Annotated in this window: 13 protein-coding genes and 1 pseudogene; 4 read left to right on the plus strand and 10 right to left on the minus strand. The window is 52.0% G+C overall.

Annotated features, from left to right (window positions below; all coding sequences use genetic code 11):
- Positions 1 to 18: 18 nt before the first annotated feature.
- The 7 genes from PXY01_RS14830 to PXY01_RS14860 all read right to left on the minus strand — a co-directional run bounded on the left by PXY01_RS14830 (position 19) and on the right by PXY01_RS14860 (position 8,019).
- Positions 19 to 990: a type II secretion system F family protein gene (locus PXY01_RS14830; protein ID WP_127570803.1), complete on the minus strand. Its 972-nt coding sequence runs from the start codon at positions 988 to 990 to the stop codon at positions 19 to 21.
- Positions 991 to 1,017: 27 nt separating this feature from the next.
- Positions 1,018 to 1,836: a type II secretion system F family protein gene (locus PXY01_RS14835; RefSeq protein WP_127570804.1), complete on the minus strand. Its 819-nt coding sequence runs from the start codon at positions 1,834 to 1,836 to the stop codon at positions 1,018 to 1,020.
- 20 nt (positions 1,837 to 1,856) lie between these two features.
- Positions 1,857 to 3,092, minus strand: coding sequence for a TadA family conjugal transfer-associated ATPase (locus PXY01_RS14840; RefSeq protein WP_373864299.1), 1,236 nt, complete (start codon positions 3,090 to 3,092; stop codon positions 1,857 to 1,859).
- Positions 3,089 to 4,243: a P-loop NTPase family protein gene (locus PXY01_RS14845; protein ID WP_127570806.1), complete on the minus strand. Its 1,155-nt coding sequence runs from the start codon at positions 4,241 to 4,243 to the stop codon at positions 3,089 to 3,091. Before PXY01_RS14845 ends, PXY01_RS14840 begins: the two co-directional genes overlap by 4 nt.
- A gap of 439 nt (positions 4,244 to 4,682) precedes the next feature.
- Positions 4,683 to 5,327, minus strand: a complete 645-nt coding sequence (gene fsa, locus PXY01_RS14850; RefSeq protein ID WP_127570807.1) for a fructose-6-phosphate aldolase — start codon at positions 5,325 to 5,327, stop codon at positions 4,683 to 4,685.
- Positions 5,328 to 5,396: 69 nt separating this feature from the next.
- Positions 5,397 to 5,798 (minus strand): nucleoside-diphosphate kinase, encoded by a 402-nt coding sequence (ndk, locus tag PXY01_RS14855; RefSeq protein ID WP_127570808.1) that lies wholly within the window; start codon positions 5,796 to 5,798, stop codon positions 5,397 to 5,399.
- Positions 5,799 to 6,219: 421 nt separating this feature from the next.
- Complete coding sequence (locus tag PXY01_RS14860; protein ID WP_127570809.1) at positions 6,220 to 8,019, minus strand: M3 family oligoendopeptidase; 1,800 nt, start codon at positions 8,017 to 8,019, stop codon at positions 6,220 to 6,222.
- 164 nt (positions 8,020 to 8,183) lie between these two features.
- On the opposite strand from PXY01_RS14860, the gene PXY01_RS14865 reads away from it, so the two are divergent.
- Complete coding sequence (locus PXY01_RS14865; RefSeq protein WP_127570810.1) at positions 8,184 to 8,372, plus strand: YycC family protein; 189 nt, start codon at positions 8,184 to 8,186, stop codon at positions 8,370 to 8,372.
- Entirely contained in the window at positions 8,369 to 8,599 is a 231-nt protein-coding gene (locus tag PXY01_RS14870) for a hypothetical protein (RefSeq protein ID WP_127570811.1), read from the plus strand. The genes PXY01_RS14865 and PXY01_RS14870 overlap by 4 nt, the downstream gene beginning before the upstream one ends.
- Before the next feature lie 78 nt (positions 8,600 to 8,677).
- Here the strand turns inward: PXY01_RS14870 and PXY01_RS14875 are convergent, their stop codons facing one another.
- Complete coding sequence (locus PXY01_RS14875) at positions 8,678 to 9,361, minus strand: DUF2225 domain-containing protein (RefSeq protein ID WP_127570812.1); 684 nt, start codon at positions 9,359 to 9,361, stop codon at positions 8,678 to 8,680.
- A 20-nt stretch (positions 9,362 to 9,381) separates the two neighbouring features.
- The gene (locus PXY01_RS14880; protein ID WP_127570813.1) at positions 9,382 to 9,765 is read right to left on the minus strand and encodes a globin domain-containing protein; all 384 of its coding nucleotides are present in this window, start codon (positions 9,763 to 9,765) and stop codon (positions 9,382 to 9,384) included.
- Positions 9,766 to 10,276: 511 nt separating this feature from the next.
- Between PXY01_RS14880 and spoVV the strand changes: the two genes are divergently transcribed.
- Together spoVV and PXY01_RS14890 are read left to right on the plus strand one after the other, a co-directional pair.
- Positions 10,277 to 11,335, plus strand: coding sequence for a dipicolinic acid transporter SpoVV (gene spoVV / locus PXY01_RS14885; protein WP_127570814.1), 1,059 nt, complete (start codon positions 10,277 to 10,279; stop codon positions 11,333 to 11,335).
- A 171-nt stretch (positions 11,336 to 11,506) separates the two neighbouring features.
- Positions 11,507 to 12,304, plus strand: coding sequence for an NAD kinase (locus PXY01_RS14890; RefSeq protein WP_127570815.1), 798 nt, complete (start codon positions 11,507 to 11,509; stop codon positions 12,302 to 12,304).
- Between the two features lie 101 nt (positions 12,305 to 12,405).
- Here PXY01_RS14890 and PXY01_RS22410 read toward each other — a convergent pair.
- A pseudogene (locus tag PXY01_RS22410) lies at positions 12,406 to 12,726 on the minus strand (hypothetical protein); the annotation flags it as partial.

Raw genomic sequence — 12,726 nt, forward strand, 5'->3', positions numbered from 1 at the left:
AAATTCTGCACGATCCGTTCAAGGCATCATCAATACTGCCGGTGCCGCTACCGCAACCATGAGCAGTCCGAATATAGCGGCCAGCGGAAAAACAAGCTTAGAAGACGCTTCCTCACCACGCATGCGTGCTGTAGCCTTTCTTTTCTCCCATAGCGAATACGATAGCTCTCGAAGCGCAAGCGCAAGCTGATCGCCGCCTTTACGGTAGTGAAGCAGCATGACCGTCGCGAACATTGAAACTTCCTGAACTGCACACCGTCTACTGAACGATTCGACTGCTGCCGTGAATGATTCGCCATTCTCCAATGCACGGACAAGCTTGCCCCATTCCTCATGAAGCGTCCGTTCCGACATCCTCCGCCTTCTACTCCCATTCCGAAATGCCGCTTCTGATGCTTCCTCTCTGCCATCCCAGCATCGTCCAATTGCCCGCTGCACCGTTTCTCCTGCCCCGACCAACAGCATCAACTTGGCAAGTAGATCAGGCAGCGCCAGTACAATACTTTGTCTCCGCCGTTCTGCCAGCTTGGCAGGCTCTCTTAGCTTGATAACAGGCAGAAGAATCCCTATAACCAGGCTAAGCATCAGCATAGCCGGCTCCTTGGCCAGCGCAGAGATTGTCGAACCGCCCAGCCAGCATGCCCAGCCCATAGCAATACAATAGGCTGCATACCGCTCTGTATCCGTAATACTCCAGCCTCTCCCCCGCAGCACGGCAAGCTTGCCATGTAATGCAGCAAGCGGCATCTGAAACCGATCCAGCATACCCGTTCGATCCAATACAACCTCAGCTGCATCTACAAGCAGCATTAGTTGATATCCCGCACCTTCGTCTCCTCTTCGACGAGTTCGCGCTCCAACTGAATCCCGTGACATGGCAGCCCCAGACTGTCTCTTCGATAGTCCTGTTCGATCCCTATATGCTAGTGCAATTGTGAACAACCAGAGCAGAATACTTCCCGCGGGAGCAGCGAGCAACAGAAACCCCACGTTATTCCCTCCCGTCCAAATGCTCAGTTACAGCTTAATCTGCATCAACTTATGAATAGCCGCCCCGCATCCGATAAATCCGGCAAGCAGCAGCGTAAGCAGAATATAGCCGCCGGCCCCCTCATACAAAGGCTTCATATAATCAGGAGCAGCCATATTCAACGCAGCCATAAAAACGAACGGAATTGCAGTCAGAATGCGAGACTCGAACCGCTTCTGCGCCAGCATGACGGAAATTTCCTGTCCGATATCAAGCTTCTCGCCAATGACCTGCGACGTCCGCCGGATGACATCCACAAGATCACCGCCGGTTCGTTTACAGGTCTGGAACACATCAACGAACTGCGTAATATCGTCGAGCCTCGCTCGTTCGGCAAACATACGAAGGCCGCTTTCAAGCGTATCACCGTTCAAAATCCGATGACGGAGAGCTGCAAATTCAAGCACGATATCTGCCGAACCGCCTGGATACAGCAACTGCAAATCCGCCTCAGCCGCCAGAAATGCATTGTCAACCGAGCGGCCTGCAGCAAGCGACGAGGTGACGCTGTGCAGCGCTTCCTTGAACTGCAGCTGCAGCCGCTCACGCCGTTTGGCCAGCAGCCCCGCTTTGCGATAACGCGGCAGCAATGCACCTGCAGGGCTTAACATAACTGCCGCCGGTAACGATTGATAAAACGTATAGGCAATAATAAATAGCCCCGCGACTCCTGCCGCTAACGAAAGCATAAATTCGTGAGGTGACAGCCGATACTCCGAATAGTCGGGAAGCCGCAGCCCGTTCCTGTCATGCTCGAAATCAAAGTTCCACCCTAGCCAAGCTGCCCCGCGATAAAACGGATTCATTATTCGTTTATCCCCTCTCATCACCCATTCCCTCCGAAAATAGGCGGTAAGCCTGCTAGCTTACGCTTATAATCACGTGATAATGAACGGCCTGTTCGAACAAGCGCTCCTGTCAGCTCACCTGTCTTCCCCTCCTTCTCTTCAAATCGATAGAGAGGGGATAGCTGGACCTCTCCGTCTCGAACGCCGATAACCTCGCAAATTTCTGTCATTCTTCTCGAATGGTCCCGCATCCGGGATAGGTGGATAATAATATCAATAGCCGAGGCGATTTGCTGTCGGATGACAGGCAGCGGCAAAGCAGCCGCGCTAAGCGCCATCGTCTCTAGACGAGAGACCATATCTTGCGCACTGTTGGCATGCCCCGTAGACATGCTCCCGTCATGTCCTGTGTTCAGCGCCTGCAGCATATCCAGTGCCTCTGCTCCGCGCACCTCACCGACAATAATCCGGTTCGGACGCATCCGCAGCGATGCCCGGATCAGCTCACGAATCGTAATCTCGCCTTTCCCCTCCGTGCTCGCGTTACGCGTCTCCAGCGATACGAGATTCGGGATCGTCCGAATCTGCAGCTCGGCCGAATCTTCAATCGTAATGACCCGCTCATCCGAAGGTATGCAGCAGGATAAAGCATTAAGCAGTGTCGTCTTGCCGGAGCCTGTCCCTCCGCTGACGAACAGGTTATATTTTCCCTTTACCAATTGGCGCAGCAGCGCTGCTGCTTCAGCACTTACCGAGCCTAATCGTACGAGAGCATCGAGATCCAGCGGCTTGTCCGGAAACTTTCGAATCGTTAAGGACGGACCAGCGAGCGATACAGGAGGCAACACAACATGAACGCGTGAACCGTCTTTGAGCCGTGCATCAACAATGGGGTTCGACTCGTTCACGGTTCGATTGACGCTTGCAACGATTGTCTGGATCAAATCGTGCAGACGCTCCTCGCTCTCGAAGGATGCTGGCCACTGCATTAACTGTCCATGACGCTCGATAAAAATGTTCCGGTACCCGTTAATCATAATCTCGGTGACGTCCGGGTCATCAATCAACGGCTGCAGGACGTCCAGCCCCCGGAACGAATGAAACAGTCTTCGAACAAGAACTGCCTTATCGGCCGCAGTAACCGGCTTGCCCTCGCACCACTCGAATACGGCACTCTCAGCCGCATTCCACAGCGCTTCGTCGGATAACGAACCGTTCATATCGATCCGGCGCTTCACCGTATTCTTCAATTCCACAACAAGCTGCTCGGTCAACATAACAACCGCTCCTTAGCAGAGACGATTCCCGCCGCTTCCAACAGTCGATCCGCTGCACTGCGATATCGGGAAGACGGCAGCAGCCGGCCGCCCTCCCTCTTCCTCCAGCTATCGATATACGGCACTTGCAGTGCTTGCCCATGTCCAAGCCCGCTTAGAGCACTATGGCTCATGCCGCTTTCTAACGATGCCCTGCGAACGATGATCTGCTTCATCTCTGCCTGCCTGAACGGTTCCCCCCACTTATCCCTGCCGTAGATAAGATAACGCTCGGTCTTCCGCGCACAAGTCAACGTTCCGTCATCGACATAAAATAGCCTGCTGCTCCGTTGAAACAGTGTCATATGCAGATCGCTTATCCCGCTGTCCATATCGATCACGACCACATCATACAGCCCGCTCCCCGCAATAGCATCCACGACCTGCAGCGCTGTCTGCGGCTGCAGCGATATCCGGTCCTCTACATTCCTGCACGGCTCAAAGTAATCGAACAGCATAACAGAGTCGGTGCGGCACAAGCCTGGCAGCCTCGACACTGCCTGATCCGGTGCGCTTTGGAGCGTGTATATCAGCTGAGCGAACCCGTCATCCGCGAAGCTCCCCTGTCCGCCGCCTCCGAGCCATATGTCAGAGGCGTTCCACTTCTCTAGGTTTAAATAGAACGTTCTGCTGCCGGCCGCCGCCGATTGATAAGCGAGATGAATGGCCAGAGTCGTCTTGCCTGCTCCTCCTGCGGCGGAATAGACTGCTGCGACGGCAGCTCCCATAGGGGCATTGTGAACGAGTCGTCTCCCTGAATGCTCAGCGTAAACGGCATACAGCGCATGAAAAAGCTCAGGAAGCGGCTGCAGCCGCTTCACCTCCTTGACATCCAACGACTGCGATTCACCAGGCCCATCGCATAACGCTGCGATCGGAACGTCGGGCAACTCGTCAGCGGCAGCGAGCGCCTCCCGCATGATGGCGTCAGCAGCCACCATATCAACCGGAAACCCGCCCTGCAAATAATGGCGAAGCGCCGCTCCGTTCGTAAATGCTGTAATCTGCCAGCGCTCGGCGAGCGGCGTATCGCGCACATATTCACTAATACGCCGCACATAACCGCTGTCCGCCGACGCTAGCACGAGTTGAATACGATACGTCTCCATCCTTCCTCCTATTCCGGTACATGAGCCTTTACACAAGGACACAAAAAAAAGCACCGCCAGACAACGCCTCCTAGGCGTAATCTGACGGTGCTTCCGTCAAGACCGGGTTTAACAAGATTTGATAGTAATATATCACGTTTGGTACATTCCGTCAATACTGTTTCCTGAAATCATAAATACAAATCAGGTCTTGAGCATAAAGCAAAGGTTTAATTCAACAATATCGGCCTATACTTATATAAATAAGAGACATAGGGAGCTTGGCGAAGGAGGGATAAGCCTTGGAGGAGACAAACTCTTCTTTTACCAAAGGGTGCGTATGGGGGCTGCTGCTTTCAGTGCCATTCTGGGCTGTAATCGTTTACCTCATCGTGCATTTTGTATAAAAGAAGCCGCTGCGACAACTAGGCCGCAGCAGCTTCGCTACAATTGCATATTATTACTTGCTCATCTTGCTCCAGTCCGCCAAAAACTTTTCGATCCCGATATCCGTCAGCGGATGCTTCCACAGTGCTGGCAGCAGTGATCCTGGAATGGTACCGATGTGCGCACCGGCGATTGCCGCTTGCTCCACATGCGCGATATTGCGGATACTTGCTACGATAATTTCCGAAGCTAAGCCGTAGTTCTCAATAACGGTACGGAGCTCGCGAATGAGCTTCATGCCTTCTACTCCGATATCATCTAGACGACCGACGAATGGGCTGATGTACGTAGCGCCTGCTTTGGCAGCCATCAAGCCTTGAGCGACGGAGAAAATAAGCGTAACGTTCGTTTTGATCCCTTTGCTCGTCAGCTCATGGCAAGCGTACAAGCCATCTTCGGTCATCGGCAGCTTAATGACAACGTTGGGAGCCCATTGTGCAATTTCATAAGCTTCCTTCAGCATATCCTCTGCTTTCGTTCCGATTACTTCTGCACTTACCGGGCCGTCAATGATCGAGCAAATTTCTTGAATGACTGTTTTGAAATCGCGGCCTTCTTTAGCAATCAGCGACGGGTTCGTTGTTACGCCATCAGCAAGACCGAGCTTTGCAATACGTTTGATTTCTTCAACGTTAGCAGTATCCAGGAAAAATTTCATAATAAAGACCTCCCCAATTGTTGTTCCGCCGGCACTCCCGCAGAATGCCGGCAGACGGCTGCATATGGCTTATGAGCCGAAGAAATTGTGAATCTCTCGTTCGGCGCTTTCGCTTGAATCTGATCCATGCACGATGTTACTCGATACGTCCAGCGCATAGTCTGCACGTATCGTGCCGGGAGCCGCCTCTGACGGATTCGTCCGTCCAATAAGCGCCCGCGCATTTTTGACAGCGTCCTGCCCTTCCCATACCATCGCGAATACGGGACCTGACATTATAAACTCGAGCAGTTCTTCAAAAAAAGGCTTACCCTTATGCTCAGCATAATGCTTCTCCGCCAGTTCTCGATCGATATGCATCATTCTCGCATTCGTGAGCTTAAGCCCCTTCCTCTCGAAGCGGGTCATGATAACCCCAATTAAATTGCGCCGCACACCATCTGGCTTCACCATTACGAAAGTACGCTCCATATTCACACAACCCCTTCAATCAATAATGAAATGAGAGCATCGTATGCTTATGTAATATGGGATTGAGGGTGAAACCGTACTTGAACGTCCGGAAAATAGAGATCCGCATATGAACGACTTCGGGAGACACCTGCTCAAAGCATGTCGAAATCGTTCAATATTTTCTATTCATTTCCTATACTAGGTCGTTTCATTCAAATTTATAATTAATATGCTGAAGTTCAGCCAGCTGTCCGCTCATAGCAAATTTGTTCGCTTTTGGTGAAATTAAATATAGCATAATGGCCAAATATCGTGTAATAAACAGATCGAATAACACATCATAAATCATTCTATAGGTCATTTTTTAGGTCATTTCCCCTGTAATTGATCCAAGAAAAAGAAGAGTCCCAACGTACACTGGACTCTCCTATCTATTCACCTATGTCATCGCCAAAAATTGTTCCACATCCTCCGACGTCAACGCGACTGCCTCACGCCAAAAATCCGGCTGCTCCAGATCAACGCCCAGATGCTTGCGCGCAAGCTCCTCGACTGTCATTCGTCCCGTATCCCGCAGCAGTGCAACATATCGATCTGCGAACGCCGGCCCTTCCTTCTGCGCTCTTGCATATATTCCGCTACTGAACAAAAAGCCGAACGTGTACGGAAAGTTATAGAACGGCACGTCAGTCAAATAAAAATGGAGCTTCGACGCCCAAAAGCTCGGATGCGCGGCGCCAAGCTGACCCGCGAACGCCTCGCGCTGGGCGGCCTCCATAAGCTCAGACAACTCTTCCGGTGTTACGAGCCCTTGTCGACGCTTCTCATAGAAACGGGTCTCAAACAGAAAACGGGCATGAATGTTCATAAAAAACGCAACCGCACGCTGTATTTTATCCTCAAGCAGCGCCAGCTTCTCATCTGGATCGTCCGCTAAGCTTACCGCGGCATCCGATACGATCATTTCTGCGAACGTTGACGCTGTCTCAGCCACGTTCATTGCATAGTCCTGAGCAAGCGGCGGCAAATCGTTCATCACATGCTGATGATACGCATGCCCCAGCTCATGTGCAAGCGTCGAAACGTTCGACGCCGTACCCGAGTAGGTCATAAATATGCGGGTCTGCTCCGATTTCGGGAAAGAGGTGCAAAAGCCGCCAGGACGTTTGCCGGCACGGTCCTCCGCCTCAATCCATCCATCTTGGAATGCGACTTCCGCGAACTCAGCCATCTGCGGGCTGAATTGGCGGAACCGCTCGATGATAAACGCGGCCGCCTCGTCGAACGGCACTATCTTCGTCGCGCTTCCAATCGGAGCTTCGACATCATGCCAATCAAGCTTCGGAACACCAAGCAGCTTCGCCTTACGCTCCAAGTAACGGACAAGCTGGGGCTTCCCTTCCTCAACTGCTGCCCACATTGCATTCAGTGTTGCCTCTGTCATTCGGTTCATTTGCAGCGGCTCCTTAAGCACGTTCGTCCAGCCTCTGCGGCTGTACAGCTTCAGCCTGAACCCGGCGAGCCGGTTCAGCGAATCTGCCGTTAACTCGCCAAGCTCTGTCCACTCGCGCTCCCATTGTGCCATAGCTGCCTCCCGCACCGACCGATTGCCGTCCGACAGACGATTATGCATCTGGCCAGCGGACAATACGCGCTGTGATCCGTCCGGTTCCGTTACAGTAAATTTGGCGCGGGACACGATCGTGTTGTACAGCTCCCCCCAGCCGTGGTAGCCGTCTACCGCAAGATCGCCGGCCAGCTCTTCAAGCTCCGGAGCCATCTTCTCCTTCGCTGCCTCACGTCGTTCGGAGAGAGCAAAGGCCGATGGTCCTGCCGGTCCCTCTTCAAGCCAAGTATTCCATAACGTATCAGATACAGCCGCAATTCGCGCATCGAACTTCGTCAGTGCGCCTAGCATTCGAGCGCCAATTGTTTTCACCCGGTCATTCAAGCCATTTGCGGCGGTGTCCTTCATATTCTGCGCCATTAGGCAGGCGACGAACGAATCCGCTTCCCGCAGACGAAGCGTGACAGATTGGATCGCTTCCGTCCACGCCGTCAATAGCGCTTGCTGATGGAATGGATCGTTCACGCCTTTCGTCTCTGCTTCATCCAGCGAGCGAATCAGCTCCTCGATATCCCGCTCCATACCGCTAAGCTCTTCTTTGAATGCGTTCGAGCTCGAGCCGCCTGCATAAATCGATTCCAAATCCCAAGTCATCGGATATGTACCGCTCATCTAGTGTCCCGCCTTTCATATTTGCCAATCTTAAAACCGCTTAATGTTTGCGCTATTCCAGCATGCAGTGTATAACTTTATTATATCCGATACAAGAAGTGCGCTGCACATCGGTCGTGTAATCTAGAACGATCCGTGCAGACAGATAGAAGGAGGACGTTACTATGCCCCAACCACTTCCCATTTCGGCTGAAACCGCCGTTAAGCTAGCCGAGCATTTAAAGGTGCCGATTGAGCATCTGATGCATATGCCCCGTCATATTTTGCTGCAAAAAATGGCCGAGCTGGCTCAATCCGCTCCTCCAGCCGGTGAAGCAGCGAAACCAGACGGCTCGGAACCTGAATCAACATGATTCCGTTCGAACGAGCTTGGACATACGACATCGTCAGGGGCGATATGTACGTGTCGGAATGTCCCTTCTGTCATGCAGCTAACGTCTTAATCCCGCTGAAGCCGTCCGAGCTTCCCGACATCCAAAGCGGCAAGAAAAAGCTGCTCGTATTCCCATGCTGCCACGGTAAAGTGACAGTGATCGACGCGGACGCAGACTATTTGCTAACCGATACGAAGCTGAGATAACGGTTCGCACACAAAGAAACTCTTGGCCAAAGCCGTCTACATGACTGCTCGATCCAAGAGTTTCTTTATCTTATCCGCTTAAGCTGTTTCATTCGCGATTGCAGCGCCGTTCTCCGAACGGATAGCCTGCCACTGCTCTCGGCAAGCCTTTATCATCGCCGCATCTATGATCCGCTTGTCGTTCACAACGCGCGAGAACCAGCGGACCGCCTCGTTTGGACGTCCCGTCCGCCGGTGCAGCTCTCCGATCAAGTACATCAATCGGGCGTCATTAAGCTCAGAGCCTTCCGTCTCATACACTTGAATATATGCATCCAAAGCATGACGGAGAAAACGCTGCTCCTGCTCCACGTTCTGTGTCTCGCGGTAAAGCCATGCAATATGATGAAGCAGGGAAGCCATAACGCGAATCGACTCATCGACGATTTGGGCACATAACAGCGCAAGCTTGTATGTCTCAAGCGCTTGTACGCTATTCCGTTCTCCGCAGTAGCTGCGACCATTCCAACGCTTGCCCAGCTTCTCCCAATAATCAGCGCGCTGACGCTCCGTCAAATGCGGCTTACTGTGCTCCGTGAACGCATATCCGCACTCAGGGCATACACGAACGACGTAATATTCCGGGTTAATCCCGTCCTTGAAATATCCACAAAAATCGGTGTCTGTCTTCACCCGACGTTTAAAAGTTGATCGAACTCGTGACGTCGTAAACGTCGCTTCGCAGCATGTGCAAACTACCTTTGACAAATATAACGGCTCCATCGCCTTCACTCTCCTCCTCGTTAATCAGCAGGTGTGTTAACGAAATGATGTGCAGGGCCGCTTAACCTTTCCAATATGACAGCTCTCAAATCCTCCGGAACGCCAAGCTCCTCCAGCGCTTCACGCATACAACCAAGCCAAGCCTCTGCTCTCTGCGGCGTAATCGGAAACGGCAAATGTCTCGCTCTCATCATTGGGTGTCCGTATTGGTCCGAATAAAGCTGAGGTCCTCCAAAAAACTGGGTCAGAAACAAAAATTGTTTTTCCATAACAGGCGTGATATCGGCTGGAAACAACGGCCCAATCAATGGATTCCGCTGCACTTTCGGGTAGAAAGCTTCTACGATCCGCCTAACTCCCACTTCTCCGCCAATTGCCTCATAAATCGTCATATATGAATTCATCGTCATTCTCCCTTTAAAAGTTTAGTTCTTAAGTATCATCTATTTGTGACTATTTATAAATAAATTTTCGAAAATAGCATATCGAAGCGCAACTATAGACCTATTATTGAATTAATTTAGGTAACCTTACAGGCACTGTTACCTCGTTCATTAGTCATCTCTATTATAGCGCAAAAAATAAAAAAAGCCCGCAGCAGCTGCGGGCTTTAGCAAATGTAATATTTCTATCCTTCGTAGTCCTCTTCTCCAGGAGCTAACAATGATTCGCGGATGACATATACGAAAGCGCATACAAGAATTCCAGCTATAATACTCATCATCCTGCATCCCTCCAAACATTCTGGATTACTCTCATTGTAGCATACCCCGTGCACAATAGCATCATTTTTTGCAAACGTTTTCTAAGAATTTTTTTACAGGCAGCCGCATATTAATCAGGAAACAAACCGGACAGGCTGCTGATTACATTATCATTCTTATCTTCTAATCTATCTGAAGGAGGCTCAATGGCATGATAAGAGCCTGGCTTCGTCCCGATGCCGTCGTCGCATGGGCGACGATTGGTTTATGTATATTGCTCGTCCTTTTCCCTGCCGAGGCACTTCAATCATCTTCGCGCGGCCTTGCCGTCTGGTGGGAGGTGCTTTTCCCCGCGCTGTTCCCCTTCTTCGTCTTATCGGAGATGCTGCTCGGATTCGGCATCGTCCATTTTCTCGGAAAGCTGCTAGACCCACTCATGCGGCCTTTGTTCAACCTTCCAGGTGCGGGCGGCTTTGTCGTCGCGATGGGATATGTGTCGGGCTACCCGGTTGGCGCCCGGCTTACCTCGCAGCTGCGCGAGCAGCAGCTCGTAACAAGAATCGAAGGCGAGCGGCTCGTCGCCTTTACGACGACATCAGACCCGATATTCCTAATCGGTGCCGTGTCGATCGGCTTCTTTCACAATGCCTCGCTGGCGCCGCTGCTTGCAGCTGCCCATTACGGAAGCGGAATGTTGCTCGGATTTCTTATGCGATTCCATGGACGACGCGATGCTGCTGCAGCTACAAGGATTCGTCCGCATCTGCCAAGAAACCGGCTGCAAGAAGCTTTTCATGCGATGCATGCTGCTCGTCTAGCCGACGGGCGACCGTTCGGCCGTCTGCTCCACGATGCAATCCATTCGGCGCTTCGGCTGATGATCGTTGTAGGAGGCCTCGTCGTCTTTTTTTCTACGATTATGGAGATGCTTCGGCAATCTGGCGTATTATACAGCTTCTCGGCCTTACTGCAAAGCATGTTTAGCCTTCTCGGTCTGCCTAAGCCGCTCACCGATGCTGTCGTATTCGGGCTATTCGAGGTTACGCTTGGGTCCCGGGCTGCCGGCGAAGCTGGCGCAGGGCTTATTCATCAAGCAGCGATTGCAGCTTGGGTGCTCTCTTGGGCTGGTCTATCCGTACATGCCCAGATTGCCAGCATTTTGAGCCGAACCGATCTGCGCTATGGGCCATTTATCATTTCAAGATTCATTCACGGCATCATGGCTATGCTGCTCGTCTATGTGCTCTGGGGAATGCTTGGTCCACAATAATAAAATAGTTCCTCATTACACAATATACAGAAATATTAAGACGGCGCTGCACCAGCATACCAAATCGCCTAGACTTACCGGTTAGAATCGTGCTGTCTGCCGTTGTCATCAACCGCTTTTTTCGATATGATCTATACAGTTATGCTGATGAGAGCGGAAGGAGCTGCACTGTTGAACTATACGGTATTAGACCGAGGGGACGAATTGTCCCGCTCGCTGTCCGCCCAATTTCACGTCCTCGCTGCTGCGCGAGGGTTCGTTCGCAACGATAAAGAGCCTGACATCATTATTTCGATCGGTGGGGACGGTACGCTGCTGCAGGCGTTTCATACTTATATCGACCGCGCCGATCAGGTTGCTTTCGTTGGCGTTCATACAGGACATCTTGGCTTTTATGCCGACTGGAAAGCCGATGAGCTGGAGGAGCTCGTCAGAGTGATGGCAGAGACCGAACCGAACATCGTAAGTTACCCTCTAGCCCAAATCGAGTTAGAGACATCGAAAGGAACCGCCTCTTATATCGCGCTTAACGAATTTACACTTAAAGGTGTAGATGGTACTCTTGTGGCGCAAATCTGTATTAACGGCGAAACGTTTGAAATGTTCCGCGGGGACGGAATTGTCATCTCTACCCCTTCGGGCAGTACAGCCTATAACAAAAGCCTAGGCGGAGCAATCGTTCACCCTTCGATTGAATCGCTTCAGATTGCAGAGATCGCATCGATCAACAACCGGGTATATCGGACGCTTGGTTCCTCTATCCTGCTGCCGAAGCATCACCAGTGTGATATCATTTCGAAGAAAAAACAGAGAATTATGCTGGCGATCGACCATATCAGCATTCTCCGGGACGATATCCGCTCGATTCGGTGCGGAGTAGCCGACCGGAAAGTATGCTTCGCGCGTTACCGTCCCTTTACATTCTGGAATAGAGTTCGTGAAGCGTTCATCGGGTACGATGTACAATAATAATGCAGCAAGCCCCCGACCAGCGGCCGGGGGCTATACTATTACAAAAGGTTGTGCAGAAGAGAGATTTCTCGCACAACCTTTTATTATCGAACGGCTATCTATTCATTCTCTCCGCCACCGCGTTGAAGATTAGCTCTGCCTTCAAGCGCCGACTCTGAGGTTGCGGCTACAGTCTGCTCACGCGGCGGTATCGGCAGACGATTTGGCCCCTTGCGCTGCTTAAACCGCGTCTGACGGCGAACCTCTGCTTCCGTTCCACCGCCCGGCTGATCGCCTCCACGCCGCTCATTTCCGCCGCTGCGCGGTTGATCGCCTCCGCGTTGCTCTACTCCGCCGCTGCGCGGCTGGTCGCCTCCGCGCCGCTCTACTCCGCCATTGCGCGGTTGATCGCCTCCGCGTCGCTCTACTCCACCGCTGCG

The organism is Paenibacillus xylaniclasticus, from assembly GCF_004001065.1.
Taxonomy (GTDB): domain Bacteria; phylum Bacillota; class Bacilli; order Paenibacillales; family Paenibacillaceae; genus Paenibacillus_T; species Paenibacillus_T xylaniclasticus.